Source organism: Nocardia ninae NBRC 108245 (assembly GCF_007990755.1).
GTDB classification, from domain to species: Bacteria; Actinomycetota; Actinomycetes; order Mycobacteriales; family Mycobacteriaceae; genus Nocardia; species Nocardia ninae.
The window spans coordinates 20,603-40,857 of the sequence record NZ_BJXA01000063.1 but is presented as its reverse complement, the minus strand read 5'-3'; the positions used below and the strand labels follow the sequence as shown (position 1 = coordinate 40,857).

The window sequence follows — 20,255 nt, the reverse complement described above, 5'->3', positions numbered from 1 at the left end:
GTCCGACGTGCGCGGATGATATCGGTCCGGCAGCGGCGTTTCCGGAATTCCCGGCCGGTCAGCGCAGACCCGAGAAATCCCGTAGGACAACGTGATTACGGTCGGCGGTGGTGCCCAGCGTGTAATCCGGGAGTAGGCCGAAGTATTCGGACCTGGTGGTCGCGCTCCAGCGGCGAGCCGCGTCGGTGCGGGTTTTGTAGAAGTTGAGCATGTAACCGCCCTCGTACAGCCGGAGCAGGCTGTAACCGCCCGGATATTCCTTCACCGCCGCCACTTCCAGGAATTCGACGGCGCAGGCGGCGTCGGGGCGGGTGCGGCGATTTCGGTGGGTATGTCCGCTGTGGTGCAGGAAAACGCCGGGGGAGCGGGTGTACAGGGCTTGGAGTTCGGCGCTGTCGCGGCCATTGAGGACGAATCCCGGTCCCGCGAGATTGGTGAAACCGGATTCGACGGTGACCGGGTGGTGGCCGAAGACCAGAGTCGGGCGGTCGGGGTCGGCGCGCAGTCGCTCGGCCAGCAGATCGAGTTGTGGTCGGTCGATGGTGCCGCCGGAGCCGTCTAGTTCGCTGGTGTCCAGGCCGAGCAGGCGCAGGCCGCCGGTTTCGTGCTCGATCAGCTGCTGGCGCGGGATGAACGCCTCGGCCCAGCAGTCGTGGTGGTCGGCCGGAGCGGGCAGGCAGCTCGCGTAGTCCGGGCCGACGTGGGGGCGGTCGTGGTTGCCGCGCACGACGAAGTAGTCGGTACCGAGCGCGCCCCAGGTGTCGAGGTGGGCACGCACGGCGGTCGCGTCTTTCAGAGACGCCTCATTGGTGAGGTCGCCCGCGATCAGCAGTCGCTCGGCGCCGCGGTCAGGTCGGCGCAGATCGTCGAGCAGGGCACCCAGCATCACCTCCGGGTACGGCGGGATGTCCTGGCGGACGCCGGGCGGCACGTTGGCGACCAGCAGGCCACTGACCTCCTCGCCGTAGTGCACGTCGTTGGCGAGGGCGAGGGTTTGCAGTGGGCGGCCCGGCGGCGGCACCAACGTGGTGAATTCGCCGGTGGATTCGGGAGTTCCCGGGCTGAGGGTGGTCAGCGAGAGCGCGGGGATCGCGCGCACGCCGTTGGACCACGCCTCGAAGCGATAGGGGCGGCCGGGTTCGAGGCCGTCGATTTCGGCGTAGTGGAACGGTGTCGGCCGCGGGTCGGCGTGCACGGGAACCGGGGCACGGGCCGAATCGGCCGGGGCCAGCCGAACTTCCGCGTCGGTATCCACCGGTGTCAGTCGTCCGGCGGCATCAGGCGTCACCGTCGTCCAGGTGATGATCACCGAGCGGTCGGTGATCGTGACGACCTCGAGATCGGTGGCGATCAGCGGATGTGGTTGGGCCCGAGCCGAACCCAGACGAGTGAAGGGCAGCAGGGTGGCAAGTCCCATGGCGCCGAGAATGGTTCGCCTGGACGGGCCGCAGCACGAGGTGCCTGCGGTCCGCTTGCTCATGACGCCGTCACTCATCGGCGAGGCACGGGGTCAATTCTTGGGCGAGCTCGCGGAGCAGACCTTCCACTTTCCGTCTTCCTTCTTCAAGTGTTCGGTGGTGCTCGTGTCGGTGTCGGGGGCCTGACCCGGCACTTCCAGGGTGAGTGTGCCGAGAATGTGTGCGGTCGCGACCGCACCGTCGATCGCGACATCTTCGATCTTATCGATGGTCACCGCGACCGTCGCCGACTCGAACTCCTGCTTCTGCTCCTCGGGCAGCGCGTCGAACTCGGCTCGGTCCGCCGCGCACGCCTTGGCCGCGGCTGCCCGGAAGCCCTCGGACTCCAGCGTGTCGTAGAAGTCGTGGATGGCCACCTCGATCCGCCTGTCGTCGGAGGCGAGCGGGCCCTTGCCCTGCGCCGTCAGCACGGCGCCGAGCACCACCGCGCCGCCGAGTGCGAGCAGTACCACCGCCACCAGTCCGACAATCAGGCCGATCTTGCTCTTCCGGGACGGCTGAGCGCCGGCCGCCGGTGCATTTCCGGCCTGTTGGTCACCCGGCGGTGGCGGATAGGAGGTGGGCTCCTCGGGCTGCTGCGGATACTGCGGTTCCTGCGGCGGTTGCCCGCCCGGCGGATAAGTCATCGTCTCGCCTCCGTCAGCCCCCTTCGGCTTCCTCGAAGGTTACGGCAAGCCTGCGCCCGGTCGAGTGGAATAACGCGCTGACCGTGGCCTCAGCCGGTGTCTCGGCATGTCGTTCGCGGGCGTGCGGAATGCCGGCTGGATCCGAGAAGTATCGAAGGTCGCGGGGCATTGCGTGTCCTGGTACCGGGCGGGCGGTCGGCCGACCTATATTTGCCGAGAGCGGATGACCGCCCATATTTGTTCGTGCAGAGGGAGATTCGAATGCGCAGATTGATCGGCATGTCCGTTTTCGGCGTGGGTTTGCTGGCGATCGCGCAGGGCGCGGGAATCGCCGGAGCCGACCCGGTGCCGGCCGGGCATGGCGTGTTGCGGGTGCAGGCGGCAACCACCGGGGCTGAACCGGCCGCCGTCGCCGGCGTGCAAATCGGTGTCACCACCTGCGCCGCGGGGCCGATCCTCGCCACCCTGACCACCGGGCCCGACGGTACCGCCGCCACCAACCTCGCACCCGGTTGCTATCTGGCCCAGTTCACCTCGGTTTCCGGTTGCGAACCGAAGAGCACGACCTCGGTCAAGGTGGACGTTATTCCTGACGCCACGCAGACCGCTGCCTTCCAATTCAGCTGCGCCTGAACGACGCACGGCTTTACCGCGCGTCCACAGTGGTAATGGAATTGCGAGTTCGGGAGTCACCATTTCGTAGGATGTGCACCGCCTGAAGTGCGGGATACGGTCGTGGCGTGGCGTTTTTCGCGAGCTCCGAGGACGGGCGGCCTGCGTTTGTGGTCAGGTCGATCGTAGTTTTCGTCGCGGTGACGGTCTGGTGGCTGGTGCTGTATCGCGGGGCGGACATGGTGTTCGGCGAGGAATACAGCCGAGGTCGTCATGTGGCGGCTGCGGTCGGTGCGACGCTGGGTACGGTGCCGTTGGTCTATGCGGCGCGCCGGTTCCTCGATCGTCGGCCGTGGTCCGGGCTGGGCTTGTCGTCGATCGGACAAGGTTGGCGCCCTTTCCTTTTCGGTGCCGCATGCTGGGGTATTCCCGCCCTTTTGTCTGCGGCCGTGATGATCTGGCTCGGCTGGGCCGAACTCACCGTGCGTGCGCCGGTACCGCAGACCTTGTCGGCGATCCTCGCACTGCTCGCACTGGTACTGCTGTACGAGGCTTTTCCCGAGGAACTCATCTTCCGCGGATATTTCTTCGCCAACCTCCGCGAACGCTGGCCCACCGCCGCCACCGTCCTCGGCCAAGCAGCACTGTTCACCGCATGGGGAGTTTTGATCGGCGCGGCAGGCTCCCTCGACCGAGCCCTGTTCTTCTTCGCATTCTCCGCTGTGCAGGGCGCACTGCGCGCCACCACCGGAAACCTCTGGGCCTGCATAGGATTTCACACCATATTCCAAGTGACCACACAGTTCCTCGCCGGCAAATGGGACTACATAGACCTTCACGACCCCGACATGGCAGTCATCGGCTTGGCATTCGGCGTCATCCCGTTCACCAGCACGGCAATCCTGCTGTGGTGGTATGCGCGGCAGCAGCGGCAGAGCTGATCGCCGCGGCGTAACCGGCTACCCGGTGAGTCGGTCGATTGCTCAGCTTCGGGCCGTTATCGGTTCCCATCCGAGCGTGCTTCGGCAACGAATAGCAGTATGCGGGTGCCTTATCTGACGTGCGACGAAATGGGTTGCAGCACTGGGTAATTGCCGAATCCGGGGGCTTGCGCCCGATGATTCCGATCGGTAGATTCGCGGTCGAGCTCGTCCAGAGCTGAAGCGAGGCCACCGGGGGCAACGCGGCTCGATCGCCATCGATCCCGCACCGCTCCGTTCGTTCGATATCGCACGTGACGACTGCTGCCGAGGTGTCGGCAGCAATCGATGACACAGATCAACGGCCTCGCGGTATTCGGATTCGCCCGCGCAGTGGCGCCGATCGTGGCTGCCACCGTGCCCGGCTTGTTGTCAGATGCAGATTCGACCCGTTGAACCCGTCGCTGTCCATGTGCCGGCGGTTCAGGGATCGCCACCGATCGTCGAGATGACCACTGCCCCGCCTTTCGGGGGCCGGAGAAGGAGAACGTATGTCGGGGTTCGGCGCGTCCCAGCACGGTGCGGACATCGCGGTCGTCGGCGTGGGTCTGCGACTGCCGGGCGGCATCGCCGACCTGGACGGATTGTGGGCAATGTTGTCCGACGGACGCGATGTCGTCACCGAGATACCGGCAGATCGGTTCGACGCAGGCCGGATCGTCACGCCCGGTGGTCGCAGGCCGGGCAAGAGCTACACCGCTGCGGCGGGCATGCTGACCGGGGTGGATATCGCGGCGTTCGACGCGCGGTTCTTCGGCATCTCACCGCGCGAAGCCGGCCGGATGGACCCGCAGCAGCGGATCCTGCTGGAGCTGGCGATGGAGGCGCTCGACGACGCCGCTGTCGATATGCGCGAGCTGTCCGGCTCGGATACCGGTGTCTTCATAGGTATTTCGGAGATCGGCTACGCCACCCAGCAGAACGACTGGCGAAACATCGACGCCTACACCAATTCCGGGCTCGCGCTGTCGATCGCGGCGAACCGTATCTCGCACTTCTTCGACTTCCGTGGGCCGAGCATGGCCATCGACACGGCGTGTTCCTCGGCGATGGTGGCGCTGCACCAGGCCTGCCAAGCCCTTCGGTTCGGTGAGGGGCGGGTCATGCTCGCGGGCGGCATGAGCATCCTGCTCAGCCCGTTCACCACCGTCGGCTTCGCGCAGGCCTCGATGCTGTCGCCGACCGGCCGGTGCCGGGCGTTCTCGGCCGATGCCGACGGGTATGTGCGCGCCGAGGGCGGCGGCCTCGTGGTCTTGAAACGGTTGGCCGACGCCCTCGCCGACGGCGACCGAGTGCACGCGGTGATTCGGGGTACCGGGGTCAACTGCGACGGTCGCACCCCGGGCCTCGCGCTGCCCAGCGCCACCGCGCAGGAAGCCTTGCTGCGCAAGGTGTACGCCATGGCCGGGGTCGAGCCACACCAGGTCGGCTACGTCGAGGCGCACGGCACCGGCACACCGGCGGGCGATCCGGTCGAGTGCGCCGCGCTCGGTCGGGCGCTCGGCATGCCCAGGTCTGCCGGGCCTGCTCTGCCGATCGGTTCGGTGAAGACCAACCTCGGACACCTGGAAGCGGCCTCGGGCATGGCCGGACTGCTGAAAGCCATTCTGGTGCTGCGCCATCGAGTGATCCCGGCGTCGCTGCATGCCACGCCGCTCAATCCGGCGATCGATTTCGACGGACTGCGCCTGGCTCCGGTCCGCGAGAACACGCCGCTGGACGGTGCCCGACCCGCCGTGGTCGGCGTCAACTCCTTCGGCTTCGGTGGCGCGAACGCGCACGCGGTGCTCGCCGAAGCGCCGCAGCGCCCGCCGACCGCGCGGCCGACGGATCGGCCGCTGCCCATCGTGGTCTCGGCGCGCTCGGCGGACGCGGTCACCGAAGCGGCCCGGCTGCTCGGCGCGCAACTGGCCGACACGACGGCGGAACAGTTCTACGACGCCTGCTACACCCTCACCCGGCGGCGCACCCGCCATTGGGATCGGGTAGCGGTGCTCGCTGCCGACGGCCCGTCCGCCGCGGCGCGGCTGCGCGCGATCGCCGAGGGCACGGTGGACATCAACCAGTGTGCGTCCGAGACCGCGCGTGGCCAGGTCGCTTTCGTCTTCTCCGGCAATGGTTCCCAGTGGGCAGGCATGGCGGCCGACCTGCTGGCCGACCCGGTGTTCGGTGCGGTCATCGCGGCGGTGGACGCCCGGCTGCGGCCGCGCCTCGGCTGGTCCGTCGCCGACGAACTGTCCGCGCCGCTCGACCGGTCCAGGATGTCCGCGACCGAGGTCGCTCAGCCCGCGTTGTTCGCCGTGCAGCTCGGCCTCGCCGAAATGCTGCGCGACAAGGGCGTCGAGCCCGGGGCCGTGGTGGGTCACAGTGTGGGTGAGGTCGCGGCGGCTTATCTGGCGGGCGCGCTCGATCTGGACGCAGCGTGCCTGGTCATCGCCGAACGCAGTGCCGCCCAGTCCAGGACGGCGGGGCGCGGGCGGATGGCCGCGGTCGGCATGTCGGCGGCGGAGATCACGCACGAGTTGGACGGGCTGCCTGGCGTGGAGCTCGCCGGCATCAACTCTCGCAAGGACGTCACGGTCAGCGGTGACAGTGCTGCGGTCGCCGAACTGGGCACACGCCTTGCCGCCCGCGAGATCTTCTTCCGCGAACTCGAATTGGATTACCCGTTCCACAGCAAGGCCATGGACGACCTGCAGGACACGGTGCGCGCCGGACTGGCCGACCTCGCCCCCGGCGCAACGCGGATCCCGCTGATCTCCACGGTGACGGGAACCGAAATTCCCGGCACCGAACTCGGCGCCGAATACTGGTGGCGCAACGTACGCGAACCCGTGCTGTTCGCCCCGGCCATCGAGGATCTGATCACGCGGGGATTCGACATTTTCGTCGAGATCGGCCCGCATCCGGTACTGCGCGGCTATCTGCGGCGGCTGACCGCGGCCGCCGAGACACCCACCGCCGTGGTGCCCACCCTGCTTCGATCCGCCGAGGGTGCGCGGTCGGTCGACGCCACCGTAGAGCGGTTGCTGGAGGCCGGCGCTGCGCTCGACGCGGCGCGCTACTTCCCCGATACCGGCCTGGTGGTGGACCTGCCGCGCTATCCCTGGCAGCGCGAACGACATTGGCAGGGCAGCCCGGAATCGAGTTTCCGCAACGGCGGCGACGGCACGATCGACCATCCGCTGCTCGGCGAACGTCTCACCGTGCTCGAACCGACCTGGCGCGATGTCGTCGAACCCGTCAGGGTGCCCTGGCTGACCGACCATCGGGTCGGTGGCGCCATCGTCATGCCCGCGAGCGCCTTCCTGGAGATGGCCCTGGCCGCGGGCCGCCGCGTGCACGACGCGGCGGTCGAGGTCACCGATCTGCAGATCACCCACGCATTGGTGCTCGCCCAGGACGACGATGGCCCGCCGGTCAGCCTGCAGGTGTCGCTGTCGGAAACCAGTGGCGCCGTCCGGATCGCCAGCCGAGTCGAGGGCATGTCGGACTGGCAGGCCAATGCCACCGGCCGGGTCCGGCGCCTGTGGCATCCGCAACCCGCACCGATCGACATCGCCGGCGAGCGCGCGTCCCTGAACGAAAAGGTCAGTGGCGCAGAGCATTACGCCGCTACCGCAGCCGTCGGTCTCGATTACGGTCCGGCGTTCCAAGTGCTGGAAGAGCTGACAGTCGGCCGAGACCACGTGCTGGCCGCTTACCGCCTCGACGCGGCGCAGTCCGGCTACGAGGTGCACCCGGCACTGCTGGATGGTGCGCTGCAAGCGGGCGCGCCGCTGCTCGCCGACGCTCGCCACGTCTTCCTGCCGCACGCCGTGGGTACCACCCATCGCTGGTTCCAGCCGCCGGCCACCGGGTGCATCCTGGTCCGCTCGCGCGCCAGGCACCAGGACTATGTCCGCTGGGACATCACGATCACCGACGTGGACGGCGCCGTCGCGATGGAGCTGCGGGACGTGTGGCTGCGCCGGTTCGATGCGGCGCTCGGCGATCCGGTGGACCAGAACGTGTGTGTGCTGCGGGCAGCGCCGTACGAAGAAGCACCCATGACGAGTACGCCGATGCCGGCGGCAGGCGAGCTCGCGGTGGCCACAGTGCAACGGCTGCAATCCGGTGAGACGCTGCTGGATACACCCACGAACCTGATGAGGACAACCGAAACCCTCACTCATCACGCCGTCGCCGCGCTGACCCAGTTACTGCCCGCGCCTGCGATATTCGCTGAAGAAGACGCGCTGGCAGCGGGGATGCTGCCGAAATACGCGGGGCTGTTCGACCTGCTGCTGTCGATGGCCTGTGCGTACGGTCTGGCGGAGCCGATGGGCGAAAAGCGCTGGCGCTGGACGGGTGCCGCCGCACCGGAGCCGCTGCTGCGCTGTTGGCTGGCGGAGGTCCCGGAGTGCGCGCCCGCGGCGGCACTCGGTACCTATGCCGCGCGGCGACTTCCGGAATTCTTGTGCGGTCGCGCGGACCCGATGCAAGAAATCGTCCTCGACGGCGGGTCGTTGCTGGAGCAGTACTACGACGTCAACCCGGATACTCGGTACCACAACGAGATACTGCGGGCGGTGCTGAGCGAGATCGTGCTGGGCTGGCCCGAGGATCGTCCGCTGCGGGTACTCGAGGTCGGCGCCGGGACCGGCGCCACCACCGCGGCTCTGCTGCCGTTGCTGCCACCGGAGCGAACGCACTACCTGTTCACCGACGCGAGCACGTCCTTCTTCACCAAGGCACAGAAGCGCTTCGCGGCCTATGACTTCGTCGAGTACCAGCAACTCGATCTCGACGAGGAGCTGGCCGCGCACGGCTTCTCGGACTGCGCTTTCGACCTCATCGTCGCGTCGAACGCGCTGCACACGGCCGCCGACCTGGCGTGCTCGATGCGGTCGCTCGGCCGCCTGCTCGCGGCGGGTGGGCTGCTGCTGGCCAGCGAACGGCACGACCCACAGCCCTTGGCGCTGCCGTTCGGCGTGCTGGACAGTTTCTGGAGTTTCACCGACACCACATTGCGGACGCATTCGCCGCTGCTGTCGCGCGAGCAGTGGCCAGTGTTGCTGCGTCGCTGCGGCTTCGCCGACGTGCGGCAGCTGGGCAGCGAACAGGAACCGCTGCGCAGCTCGTCCTCGGTCATCCTCGCCACCAGGGCTGCCGAGACAGCGCTCGGCGCGGCGCTGCCACCGGCGCCGCTGGGTAGCCGGTGGATCCTGCTCGCCGAGGACGACACGGAGCTCGGGTTCGCCGCATCGCTGGCCGAGCGGTTGCACGAGGCGGGCGGCAGCTCGGTGCGCGCGATCGTGGCGAGCGAGCTGATCGATGGATGGTTGCCTGCCGTCGCCGAGAACGATTCGGTGCGGGTGGTTTTCCTGCTTTCCGCCGCGACTTCGGACGCGCAACCCGGCCCGGCCGCGACGACCCATCGGACGCTGCGGCGCGTCGCTGTTCTGCGCGCCGTCGCCGCGGGGCTCGGGGACCTGCCATCCACCGTGCAGACCCGGTGCTGCCTGGTCACCCGGCCGACCGGCGCGATGCCCGCGCCGGAGCGGGCAGAGGTTCCCGAAGATGCGGCACTGTGGGGCGCCGCCCGGTCCCTGGCCAACGAGCAGCCCGCGCTCGGCCTCACCCGAGTGTCCCTCGCGCGCGGCCCGCAGCTCATCGATACCGCCGACCGGCTGGCCCGCGAACTGCTCACCCCCACCGACGAGGACGAGGTAGTGCTCACCCCCGCGGGCAGATTCGTGCCTCGGGTGGTCGCGGCCGCACCCGAGCTGATTTTGGTTGCCGCGGACAACCCGCAGCCCTATCGGCTCGCACTGCACAATCCCGGCCTGTCGTGTGAATTCTCTTGGCAGCCCTCAGTTCCGAAGCAGGCCGGACCTCAGGAGGTGGTCATTGCGGTCCGGGCCGCGGCACTCAACTACCGCGACGTGCTACAGGCGGTCGGCATGCTGCCGCCCGAGGTGATCGATGGCACCTTCGCCGAGCAAGGACTCGGATTCGAGTGCGCCGGTGTGATTACCGAGGTCGGTGCGCAGGTGCGCGACCTGCGGCCGGGGGACCGGGTGTACGGTCTCGCACCCGCCGCGCTGGCGGCCCAGGTGGTGACTGCGGCCGAGAACGTCGGCCGGATCCCTGACGGCCTGTCCTTCACCGGGGCCGCCACGCTCCCGGTGGCCGCGTCCACCGTGTACTACGCCTTGGAGACGCTGGCCAGGCTGGTGCCGGGTGAGGTGCTGCTGGTGCACGGCGGGGCGGGTGGCGTCGGGTTGGCCGCCGTCCGGTACGCCGAGCAACTCGGCGTGACGGTCATCGCCACCGCCGGGTCGGCGATCAAACGTGAGTTCCTGCGGTCGCTGGGCGTCCAGCACGTCTTCGATTCCCGCAGTATGGCTTTCGTCGCCGAGGTCGAGGCTGCCACCGGCGGGCGTGGGGTGGATGTAGTGCTCAATTCCCTTGCGGGAGAGGCCCTGCACCGCAGCCTCGAACTGTTGCGCCCGCACGGCCGGTTCGTGGAACTGGGCAAGCGGGACGTCATCGAGAACAGTCCGCTGTTGCTGCGAGCCTTGCAGCGCAACATCAGCGTCTTCTGCGCCGACCTGAGCACCATGGACAGCGACCACCCGGTTCTCGGCCAGGTCCAGTTCCGGACCGTTGCCGAACAGATCTCGTCGCAGGCATACCCGCCGCTGCCGCACACGGTGTACCCCGCGGCGCGGATCGGCGAAGCCTTCCGGCTGCTGCAGCATTCGCGGCACATCGGCAAGGTGGTCGTGACATTCGATGCTGAGGTCCCCGTCGAACGCATGCCGGTGCCGGTCCGGCTCGATCCGGACGCGACCTATCTGGTCACCGGCGGAACGAGTGGCCTCGGTGCGGCGACGGCCCGCTGGCTGGCCGGGCGCGGTGCGCGGCAGGTGGTGCTGACGAGTCGCAGCGGGTCGGCGGCGCCGGAAGCGGCGAAGCTCATCGACGAGCTCGCCACCGGCGGGGTCACAGTCACCGCCTACGCCGCCGATGTCACCGACCTGGACGCCATGCGCGCGGTATTCGCGACCATCGATGCGACGGGACACCCGGTACGTGGGGTGGTGCATGCCGCGATGCGGCTCGACGACGCGCCGCTCGCCGAACTCGACGACACCCGATTCGACACCGCGTTGGCTCCCAAGATGCAAGGTGCGCTGACCTTGGCCGAACTCGTCGCGGAACGCTCGCTCGACTTCTTCGTACTGTTCTCGTCCGTCGCTGCCATGGCCGGGCAGCTCGGGCAGGCGAATTACGTTGCGGGCAACCTGTTTGTGGAGGCCTTCGCGAGGCATCGGCTGAGCAAGGGTCTGACCGGGCAAGCCGTTGCGTGGGGCGCCATCGGTGATGTCGGCCATGTCGCTCGCACCGGTCTCGCCGACCGGTTGTCGGGATTCGGGATTTTGGCGATCTCCGCCGAGGAGGCGATGACGGGTCTCGAGCAACTGCTCGGTTCCGAACGCAACGGCGTGTCCGTCGCCAGAATCGACTGGGATCGGATGACGACCATGCTGCCCAGCCTGTTGACGCCTCGATTCGCGCGCGTGCGACCGCCGGCCATCCACGGGATGGGACAGGGCAAGAGCGAATTCCTCCGCCAGCTGGCGGCTGCCACGCCGGAGGAAGCTCAGGAGCTGGTCCAGCAGGCCATGATCGGGCTGGTCGCGCACGTCATGCAGACCACGCCGGACCGGGTCGATCCGCACCGGCAGCTGGATCAGCTCGGGCTGGACTCACTGATGGCCGCCGAGCTGCTTGCGGCGATCCGGCACCAACTGGGGTGCGAGCTGTCGGTCATGGATGTCGCACGGGGCGGTTCGCTCGCCCAACTCAGCCGCGTCGTACTCGCCGCGGCGAAACCGAGCCGGACCGGGAGCTGAGCAGATGGGCACACCGACGATCGCCGTCACCGGTGCCACCGGGTTTCTCGGTGTGCACCTCATGCGGGAGTTGTTGCGGGACCACGCCGCACTGACCGTGCTCGCGCGCGCCGAACCGGAATCCGTGCTGAACCGGATCGGCGGGTTCCTGCGGTTGACCGGTGCCGGTCGCGACCTCCTCGACCACCTCGCCGAGCGAATCCGGGTGGTGCGAGCGGACCTGGTCGAACCCCGATTCGGGTTGCCGGAGCAGCGTTTCCAGGAGCTGGCCGACGAGCTGGACGTGATCTGGCACTGTGCAGGGGACACCACGATCGGCGCAGCGCTCGACCAATTACGCCGGACCAATGTCACCGGCACCCGCCACGTCCTGGAATTGGCGGCGGCAGGCGTGCGATCCCCCCTGCTCTATCACGTCAGCAGCATCGCCGTCGCGGGAGCCAGACGGCACGGGACGATGCCGGAAGAACTGCTCGACGACACCTGCGGCTTCGAAAACCATTACGAGCGAACCAAATACGAGGCCGAAGCCATGGTCCGCGCCTGGGCGGCACAGCAGGCCAGGCCGGTCGTGGTGTTCCGTCCGAGCATCCTGGTCACCGATGTGCCCCGCCACGCCGAACTCCCGCTGCACACCCTCAGTCTCGTCGCCGAGGCCTTGGAGAGCGGCATGTCCAGGTTCGGCATGTCCGATCACCCACCCGCGCAGCGACTCCCGGTCCGGTTCCCGGGCGCCACCACCGCATCATTGAACCTCGTCCCCGTCGACTACGCCGCCGCCACGATGGCCCGCCTCGCCCAGCGGGAGCCGTCCGGCGGGGTCGACACGTACCACATTGTCCACCAACGAAATACCTTGGTCACCGACCTGCTGACCACCTTCGAACGCACCTACCCGTTCGACCTCCACCTGGTCTCCCGACCCCCCGCCGACCAATCCCCGATAGAAGCCGCCCTCGAAGCCCAAACCGCCTTCGCCGGCTACACCCGCCACCACCGCCGCTACGACACCTCCCGAGTCCGCGCCGCCCTCGGCACACCCCCACCCGCCCCCGAAATCAACCTGAACTACCTCACCTCCGCAATCAGTCACCCATAACCAGAGTTGCTGTGCCGCCGACGAACAGAAACCTGCACACCAACTGCCGGATCCCCTCCCGGACTTAAAATGGCCCCGACCAATACAACTGCTCGGGACCATTTCCCGGTGCCCTCGGCAGGATTTGAGCCTGCGGACGTCGATCTTGATTCTCGATAGCGGAATTCGGCAACAGCACGCATAAGTGGTGTGTGCCAGCGAGAATCGAGTACATGACTGGGCTCATGCTGACGAATGAGCGACGCACAGAACTGGCGGCACTGCTGGAGGACGAGCAGCGGCTCCGGCTGGAGTATCCGAAGGTTGCGGAGTACCTGGACACGGCGCCGATGTTGCTGGGGACCGGCGATGCTGCGGCTGATGCCGCGTTCGATCTGCGGTTGGTGCACTTCATGACCGGCGGTGTGTCGGAGTCGGGGAATCCGTATTGGGACATCGTTGCGCCGTCGGTTGGCGAGGATGGTGGGCGTCGAGTTATCAATGGCGGCAGGCAGAACGGCAGTGCACGACTGGCCTTCGCTCAGACGATTCTGCAAGCGGCATACGCGTACGCGGTGCCGTCGCCGGAATCGATCGGGTGGCTGGCGGAGTTCAGCGGCGGACGACGGGTACTCGAGCTGGGTGCCGGGCGCGGGTACTGGGCCGGTCAGCTTGCCGCGCGGGGTGCGGATGCGGCCGCGTTCGATGTGGAGCCGCCGAACAGCACTGAGAATGTGTCGTTCCCGGGCGCTGCGGGTCAGCTGGACGTGTGGCATCCGGTCGGCGGGTTGGGCGAGTTCGAGGCAGAGCTGAACGGGGACTGCGTGTTGTTCCTGTGCTGGCCGCCCGGCTGGGGAGATCCGATGTCGTCTCGGGCCTTGGCTGCGTTCGAGGCGCGGGGAGGTCGGCGGTTGATCTACATCGGTGAGCCGAAGGGTGGCAAGACCGGCGACGACGCGTTCTTCGATCGGCTGTCCGAACGGTGGTCGCTGGAATCCTCTGATACCCACCATGTCTCGTGGTGGAATCTTGCCGATGTAGCACAAGGCTACGTTCGGGCCTGAGGATCGACCGCATCCTCCGGGTGAGGTTGTGCCATCGCGTGTCATCGACGCGAGCTGACGCCGTGGAACGAGAAAGGCCCCGACCGGATTCGCACTGGTCGGGGCCTTTTCATGCGGTGCCCTCGGCAGGATTCGAACCTGCGGCCTTCTGCTCCGGAGGCAGACGCTCTATCCCCTGAGCTACGAGGGCGGGATAGGTCTCGGTCGGTGGCGGGGGGCCGCCGATCGGGCGGGGAAAGCGTATCGCATCGGGTGCTGTTGGCCAAAAAGGGTGTTCGGGGGCGGGTCAGCTTTGCGGGAGGGGAGTGGCGCCGCGGGCGGTGAGCATGGTGGTGATGAGTTGGGCTTCGCCGCGCTGGGTTTTGTCCATGGTCTCGGCGAGGGTGCGCACGGCGGTGGTTTCGGCGTGCTCGGCGGCGTACTGGATCATCGGCAGACCGCCCTGGTGGTGGCGCAGCATGAGTTGCAGGAAGAGGGTGTCGAGCTCGGGGCCGGTGGCTTGGCGGAGTGCGGCGAGGTCGGCGGGGGTAGCCATGCCGGGCATGGTCGGCATGGGGCCGGTCGCGGTCTCGGTGCCACCGTTGTGGCCGTGGCCGGTCGGCTGGTCGTGCATCCAGCCCATGTAGCCGTCGATGCTCTGCGCGGGTTCGCCCCACAGCTGGAGCCAGCCCTGCATGCGACCGACCTGGTTCTGCTGGGTGGTCATGATGTCGTAGGCGAGGCGGCGCACGTCGGTGTCGGTGGAGCGGACCAGCACGACGCCGGCCATCTCGACGGCCTGCGCGTGGTGGGCCGACATGTCCTGGTTGAAGCCGACGTCGACGGTGCCGGGGTCCGGTTCGGACGAGCCGTCGAGCGGCAGTCGAATCAATGTGCCGAGCGCGACACCGATCAGGATGGCGCCGATCAGGCCGAGGACGAGCAATGCGGTGCGCTGGCGACGAACCTGCGCACCGAGGCCGGACTCGGTGGAGTCCGGCTCGACATCGGCGGCCACTAGCTCCCTGCCCCCGGCGCGGGAGCGGGCTGACCGGGCGCAGGTTGACCCGGCACGGGCTGCCCCGGCCGCGGCTGTCCGGGCACCGGTGCGCCGGGCAGACCCGGCAGCCCGGGAACGCCGGGCACGCCCGGCAACCCACCGGGCATCTCCGACGGATCCGGCTGCAGTCCCTTGCCATCCATCGGCACCGCGTCCGGTCCGGGCGGCGTCGGGTCGAACGGCGGCGGGTTGTCGGTGTCGAACGCGATGGTCGAGCAATCCGCGCCGACCTCCGGGTACGTGTAGTTGTTCAGGCGCAATGCCGTGATGAACTGGCCGACGCGCTTGTCCTGCGCGCTGTCCAGCTTGAGCTGATGTCCCCAGGACTGCAGCGACACCGGGGTGTCCAAACCGGGATACGGCGACATCAGCGAGTACGGCTTGCCCTGCACCTTGCTCTTCAGCGAGTCCAGACCGGCGGCGTCCACCTTGTCCGGGTTGTAGGTGATCCACACCGCGCCGTGCTCGAGCGAGTGCACCGCGTTCTCCATCCGGATCGGCTTGTCGTAGACGACGCCGGTGCAGGTGGCCCAGGAGGCGTCGTGCGGTCCGCCGAACGCGGGGCTCTGGTCGTAGGCGACCCGCTGGTTGGGGCCGATGTGCAGCCCGGCCGGGTATTCCTTCTTGACCACGCCTTCGATCGAGTCCGAGGGGTCTTTGCGCTCCGCGCTGGGTGTGTACTTCTCCAGGCTGGCCTTCTCCTGGTACTTGGGTACCAGGCTGTAGGCGAGCGCACCGATGAGTGCGATGATGACTACGGCCGCGCCGATGGCCAACCAGGGAATCTGACGATTCTTCTTGGGAAGTTGTCCTCGGCCGCCCCCTTTATGGGAGCCGGACAACTTGGCGGCGGCTTTGGCCGATTTGGCGCTGGGACTGCTCGGCATCGCTCGTTGTGCTCTCTCGACGTGATGGATCCGCGGGCTGCTGTGGGTTGCGGACGGTTCCGGCGCAGTGCCCACTCGAGGTGTACACCCGCCAAGACCATAGGATAGAGACTCGTGACTCCAGCTGACCTTGCAGATCTCCTTCGCGCTACTGCGGCGAAGGTGCTTGTCGAACGCGGACTGGACCCCGCGGTACTCCCCGACGAGGTCACTGTCGAGCGCCCCCGCAACCCTGAACATGGTGACTATGCCACGAATGTGGCGATGAAGGTCGCGAAAAAGGCAGGTACGAATCCGCGAGATCTGGCGGCCTGGCTCGCCGACGCGCTGAGCTCCACCGACGAGGTGGCCTCCGCCGAGGTGGCGGGGCCCGGCTTCCTGAACATCCGGCTCGCCGCGTCCGCGCAGGGCGCGATCATCGAGCAGGTGCTCGCCGCCGGGACCGCCTACGGCAGCTCGGAGCTGCTGAAGGGCAGCCGGATCAACCTCGAGTTCGTCTCGGCCAATCCGACCGGTCCGGTGCATCTCGGTGGCACCCGGTGGGCCGCGGTCGGCGACGCGCTCGGCCGAATTCTGGCCACCCAGGGCGCCGAGGTGGTCCGCGAGTACTACTTCAACGACCACGGCGCGCAGATCGAGCGGTTCGCCAGGTCGCTGGTCGCGGCGGCCACCGGTGCGCCGACCCCGGACGACGGCTACGCGGGCGCCTACATCGGCGAGATCGCGAGCACGATCGTGGCCGCGCACCCGGAGGCGCTGTCGCTGCCGGAGGACGAGCGGCAGGAACTGTTCCGCGCCGAGGGCGTCGAGCTGATGTTCGCGCAGATTCGGCAGTCGCTGCACGAGTTCGGCACGGATTTCGATGTCTTCTTCAACGAGAGCTCGCTGTTCGAGTCGGGCGCGGTCGAGCAGGCCGTGGCGAAGCTGACCGAATCCGGTGATCTCTATGAAAAAGACGGCGCCTGGTGGATCGCCAGTTCCGAATACGGCGACGATCAGGATCGCGTTGTCATCAAAAGCGACGGCAAGCCCGCATATGTTGCCGGCGATATCGCCTACTTCCAGAACAAGCGGGCCCGCGGTTTCGATCTCTGCATTTACATGCTCGGTGCCGACCATCACGGCTATATCGGTCGGTTGAAGGCGATCGCCTCGGTCTCCGGCGAAGATCCGGCGACCGTCGAGGTGTTGATCGGGCAGATGGTGAATCTGCTCAAAGACGGTGTCGCCGTGAAAATGAGCAAGCGCGCGGGCACCGTGGTTACCCTCGAGGATTTGGTCGAGGCGATCGGCGTCGATGCCGGTCGGTACGTGCTGGTGCGCTCCTCGGTGAACTCCAGCATCGATATCGACCTGGACCTGTGGACCAGCCAGAGCAGCGAGAACCCGGTCTACTACGTGCAATACGCGCACGCGCGGACCGCGTCGATCGCGCGCAATGCCGCCGAGTTCGAATACGACAAGGTCACACCGGATCTCGCGCTGCTGACCTCGGACGAGGAGGGCGAACTCATCCGCACCCTCGGCGAGTACCCGCGCGTGGTGACCAGCGCCGCGAGCCTGCGTGAGCCGCATCGGGTCGCGCGGTACCTGGAGGAGCTGGCCGGTACCTACCACCGCTTCCAGACCAACAAGAACCTGCGCGTGCTGCCCCTGGGGGACGAGCCCGTCAGCCCCACCAACGCCGCCCGGCTGGTGCTGGTCAACGCGACCCGTCAGGTCCTCGCGAACGGCCTTGCCCTGCTCGGTGTCAGCGCACCGGAGCGCATGTGAACGGGCACAAGGACTTTCAGACGAGCGCCAGGGAGGAATTATCGTGAGCGCGCACCCCGCCGGGCCTCGCCATGCCGAGATCCCGCACGCCCCCAATCTGCCGGAGCGCCCCCGCGATCCGCAGCAGATGATCGATCTGCCCGCGAACGTCTGGCCGCGCAACGCCGCCCGCGACGACGACGGCGTGGTGCGGCTGGCCGGCGTGCCGGTGCACGAGCTGGCCGCCGAATTCGGCACCCCGCTGTTCGTGGTCGACGAGGACGACTTCCGTTCGCGCTGCCGCGACATGGTGCGCGCGTTCGGCACCAACGCGCGAGTTCATTACGCGTCCAAGGCTTTCCTGTGTGGCGAGATCGCCCGCTGGATCCGCGACGAGGGCCTGTCGCTGGATGTCTGCTCCGGCGGCGAGCTCGCGGTAGCCCTGCACGCAGGCTTCCCTGCCGAGCGAATTGCCTTGCACGGCAACAACAAATCCGCGACCGAACTCGAGGCGGCGGTGGCCGCCGGCGTCGGTCACGTGGTCGTCGATTCGCTGATCGAGATCGAACGTCTCGAAGCCATCGCGGGCCGCGCCGGAGTGGTGCAGGACGTGCTGGTCCGCGTCACCGTCGGCGTGGAAGCCCATACACACGAATACATTTCGACCGCGCACGAAGATCAGAAGTTCGGCTTCTCGATCGCCGGCGGCGATGCCATGGAGGCGCTCGCTCGCGTCTTCGACGCGGACAACCTGCGCCTGGTCGGCCTGCACAGCCACATCGGTTCGCAGATCTTCGAGATCGACGGCTTCGAGATCGCCGCGCGCCGCATGCTGCGGTTGCTGCACGACGCCGTGGAGAAGTTCGGCGTCGACCGCACCTCGCAGATCTCGACGCTGGATCTCGGTGGCGGGCTTGGTATTTCGTACTTGCCGAGCGATGATCCGCCGCCGCTGGACGACTTCGCCGCGAAGGTGCTCGATCTGGTCGCCGCCGAGGCGGTCGCCATCGGCCTGCCGCAACCGAAGATCGCGGTGGAGCCCGGTCGCGCCATCGCCGGGCCCGGCACGGTCACCCTGTACGAGGTCGGCACCATCAAGGATGTCTCCCTCGACGGCGGCCTGCGCAGGCGCTACATCAGCGTCGACGGCGGCATGAGCGACAACATCCGCCCGGCGCTGTACCAGGCCGACTACGACTGCCGCCTGGTCTCCCGCTCCTCCGAGGCCGCCCCCGTGGTCGCGCGCGTCGTCGGAAAGCATTGCGAGAGTGGCGATATCGTCATCCGCGATACCTGGATGCCCGCCGATGTCGGCCCCGGCGATCTGGTCGCCGTCGCCGCGACCGGCGCGTACTGCTACTCGATGTCCAGCCGATACAACCAGCTGACCCGCCCTGCGGTCGTCGCGGTGCGTGACGGACAACCGCGACTCATTCTGCGCCGGGAAACGGTGGCGGACCTGCTCAGCTTGGAGGTTGAATCATGACTGATCCCGCTCGGAATACCTGGGGGAGAGATCAGCCGATCGGCGTCGCGGTCCTCGGCATGGGCAATGTCGGCACCGAGGTCGTGCGGATTCTGCGTGACCACTCCGAAGACCTGCGCTCGCGCGTCGGTGCACCGGTGGTGCTGCGCGGCGTTGCCGTCCGCAACCCGGACAACGATCGCGGCCTGCCCGCACACCTGCTGACCACCGACGCCGACGCCCTGGTCGCCCGCGACGACGTCGACATCGTGGTCGAGGTGATCGGCGGCATCGACCCGCCGCGCCGGCTCATCCTGGCCGCGCTGAACGCGGGCAAATCCGTGGTGACCGCGAACAAGGCGCTGCTGGCCGACTACACCGGCGAGCTCGCCGCGGCCGCCGAACGTAACCGCGCCGATCTGTACTTCGAGGCCGCGGTCGCGGGTGCCATCCCGGTGGTCCGCCCGCTCATCCAGTCGCTGGCCGGTGACCGCGTCAACCGGGTCGTCGGCATCGTCAACGGCACCACCAACTTCATCCTCTCCGCGATGGACGAGACGGGCGCCGACTACGAGGTCACCTTGAAGGAGGCCACCCGCCTCGGTTACGCGGAGGCCGACCCGACCGCCGACGTGGAGGGCTACGACGCCGCCGCCAAGGCCGCCATCCTGGCCTCGCTCGCGTTCCACACCCGGGTGACCGCCGCCGACGTCTTCCGCGAGGGCATCTCCAAGATCAGCGCGGAAGATCTGGAGACCGCGTCCGCGCTGAACTGCACGGTCAAGTTGCTCGCCATCTGCGAGCGGGTCGCCGCGGGACCGGGCGAGCCGACCGTGGCCGAGGGCGGCAAGGAGCGCGTCTCGGTGCGCGTCTACCCGGCGCTCGTGCCGCGCAAGCACCCGCTGGCCGCCGTGAGCGGCGCCTTCAACGCGGTCGTCGTCGAGGCGGAGAACGCGGGCAGGCTGATGTTCTACGGGCAGGGCGCCGGCGGCGCACCGACAGCCTCCGCGGTGCTCGGCGATCTGGTGATGGCCGCGCGCAACAAGTTCTACGGTGGCCGCGCACCCGGCGAATCGGTTTATGCTGAGCTACCGATTGCGCCGATCGGCGATACGCCCACCCGCTACCACGTGAACCTGCAGGTAGCGGACCGTCCCGGGGTCCTGGCCGCGGTGGCGGGTGAATTCGCCAAGCACGGGGTGAGCATTTCGACCGTCCGCCAAGAGGGGCACGGCACGGGTGCTCGCTTGGTCGTGGTTACCCACCACGCCGTGGAATCAGCGCTCGCGGACACCGTTGCCGCTCTTGCGGAAATGGATTCCGTCACCTCGATCACCAGTGTTCTTAGATTGGAAGGCACCGAAGAATGA

12 protein-coding genes and 1 tRNA gene are annotated in these 20,255 nt (G+C 67.9%); 8 read left to right on the top strand and 5 right to left on the bottom strand.

Annotated features, from left to right (window positions below):
- Nucleotides 1-58 precede the first annotated feature (58 nt).
- Together NN4_RS32820 and NN4_RS32815 are read right to left on the bottom strand one after the other, a co-directional pair.
- Complete coding sequence (locus NN4_RS32820; RefSeq protein WP_147139518.1) at nt 59-1,480, bottom strand: metallophosphoesterase; 1,422 nt, start codon at nt 1,478-1,480, stop codon at nt 59-61.
- Between the two features lie 30 nt (nt 1,481-1,510).
- Nucleotides 1,511-2,104: an Rv0361 family membrane protein gene (locus NN4_RS32815; protein ID WP_147139516.1), complete on the bottom strand. Its 594-nt coding sequence runs from the start codon at nt 2,102-2,104 to the stop codon at nt 1,511-1,513.
- 261 nt (nt 2,105-2,365) lie between these two features.
- Here NN4_RS32815 and NN4_RS32810 point away from each other — a divergent pair, with 261 nt between their 5' ends.
- The 5 genes from NN4_RS32810 (at nt 2,366) to NN4_RS32790 (ending at nt 13,742) form a co-directional block, all read left to right on the top strand.
- Nucleotides 2,366-2,737 carry a hypothetical protein gene (locus tag NN4_RS32810; RefSeq protein WP_147139514.1) on the top strand — a complete coding sequence of 124 codons (372 nt, stop codon included), beginning with the start codon at nt 2,366-2,368 and terminating at the stop codon, nt 2,735-2,737.
- 107 nt (nt 2,738-2,844) lie between these two features.
- Complete coding sequence (locus tag NN4_RS32805; RefSeq protein ID WP_246181206.1) at nt 2,845-3,657, top strand: CPBP family intramembrane glutamic endopeptidase; 813 nt, start codon at nt 2,845-2,847, stop codon at nt 3,655-3,657.
- A 530-nt stretch (nt 3,658-4,187) separates the two neighbouring features.
- Nucleotides 4,188-11,600, top strand: coding sequence for a type I polyketide synthase (locus NN4_RS32800; RefSeq protein ID WP_147139512.1), 7,413 nt, complete (start codon nt 4,188-4,190; stop codon nt 11,598-11,600).
- A gap of 4 nt (nt 11,601-11,604) precedes the next feature.
- Entirely contained in the window at nt 11,605-12,699 is a 1,095-nt protein-coding gene (locus NN4_RS46685) for an SDR family oxidoreductase (protein ID WP_186818746.1), read from the top strand.
- A 212-nt stretch (nt 12,700-12,911) separates the two neighbouring features.
- A complete protein-coding gene (locus tag NN4_RS32790; RefSeq protein ID WP_147139508.1) occupies nt 12,912-13,742 on the top strand; it encodes a hypothetical protein in 831 nt (276 codons plus the stop codon).
- 117 nt (nt 13,743-13,859) lie between these two features.
- Here the strand turns inward: NN4_RS32790 and NN4_RS32785 are convergent.
- The 3 genes from NN4_RS32785 to NN4_RS32775 form a co-directional block, all read right to left on the bottom strand.
- Nucleotides 13,860-13,932: transfer RNA gene (locus NN4_RS32785), tRNA-Arg, on the bottom strand.
- A gap of 96 nt (nt 13,933-14,028) precedes the next feature.
- On the bottom strand, nt 14,029-14,739 hold the full coding sequence (locus NN4_RS32780; protein WP_147139506.1) for a DUF305 domain-containing protein: 711 nt from the start codon (nt 14,737-14,739) through the stop codon (nt 14,029-14,031).
- A complete protein-coding gene (locus NN4_RS32775; RefSeq protein ID WP_147139505.1) occupies nt 14,739-15,668 on the bottom strand; it encodes a thioredoxin-like domain-containing protein in 930 nt (309 codons plus the stop codon). Before NN4_RS32775 ends, NN4_RS32780 begins: the two co-directional genes overlap by 1 nt.
- Nucleotides 15,669-15,782: 114 nt before the next feature.
- On the opposite strand from NN4_RS32775, the gene argS reads away from it, so the two are divergent.
- The 3 genes from argS to NN4_RS32760 are packed head-to-tail and all read left to right on the top strand — an operon-like array spanning nt 15,783 to nt 20,255.
- A complete protein-coding gene (gene argS, locus NN4_RS32770; RefSeq protein WP_147139503.1) occupies nt 15,783-17,441 on the top strand; it encodes an arginine--tRNA ligase in 1,659 nt (552 codons plus the stop codon).
- Nucleotides 17,442-17,484: 43 nt separating this feature from the next.
- Nucleotides 17,485-18,906 (top strand): diaminopimelate decarboxylase, encoded by a 1,422-nt coding sequence (gene lysA / locus NN4_RS32765; RefSeq protein ID WP_147139501.1) that lies wholly within the window; start codon nt 17,485-17,487, stop codon nt 18,904-18,906.
- Nucleotides 18,903-20,255, top strand: a complete 1,353-nt coding sequence (locus tag NN4_RS32760; protein WP_147139499.1) for a homoserine dehydrogenase — start codon at nt 18,903-18,905, stop codon at nt 20,253-20,255. Before lysA ends, NN4_RS32760 begins: the two co-directional genes overlap by 4 nt.

Bases quoted from the DNA above. Each gene is read 5' to 3' on its own strand.
- NN4_RS32760 (WP_147139499.1), top strand. From the start codon at position 18,903: ATGACTGATCCCGCTCGGAATACCTGGGGGAGAGATCAGCCGATCGGC.
- NN4_RS32800 (WP_147139512.1), top strand. From the start codon at position 4,188: ATGTCGGGGTTCGGCGCGTCCCAGCACGGTGCGGACATCGCGGTCGTC.
- NN4_RS32815 (WP_147139516.1), bottom strand. From the start codon at position 2,104: ATGACTTATCCGCCGGGCGGGCAACCGCCGCAGGAACCGCAGTATCCG.
- NN4_RS32790 (WP_147139508.1), top strand. From the start codon at position 12,912: ATGACTGGGCTCATGCTGACGAATGAGCGACGCACAGAACTGGCGGCA.
- NN4_RS32810 (WP_147139514.1), top strand. From the start codon at position 2,366: ATGCGCAGATTGATCGGCATGTCCGTTTTCGGCGTGGGTTTGCTGGCG.
- NN4_RS46685 (WP_186818746.1), top strand. From the start codon at position 11,605: ATGGGCACACCGACGATCGCCGTCACCGGTGCCACCGGGTTTCTCGGT.
- NN4_RS32820 (WP_147139518.1), bottom strand. From the start codon at position 1,480: ATGAGCAAGCGGACCGCAGGCACCTCGTGCTGCGGCCCGTCCAGGCGA.
- NN4_RS32775 (WP_147139505.1), bottom strand. From the start codon at position 15,668: ATGCCGAGCAGTCCCAGCGCCAAATCGGCCAAAGCCGCCGCCAAGTTG.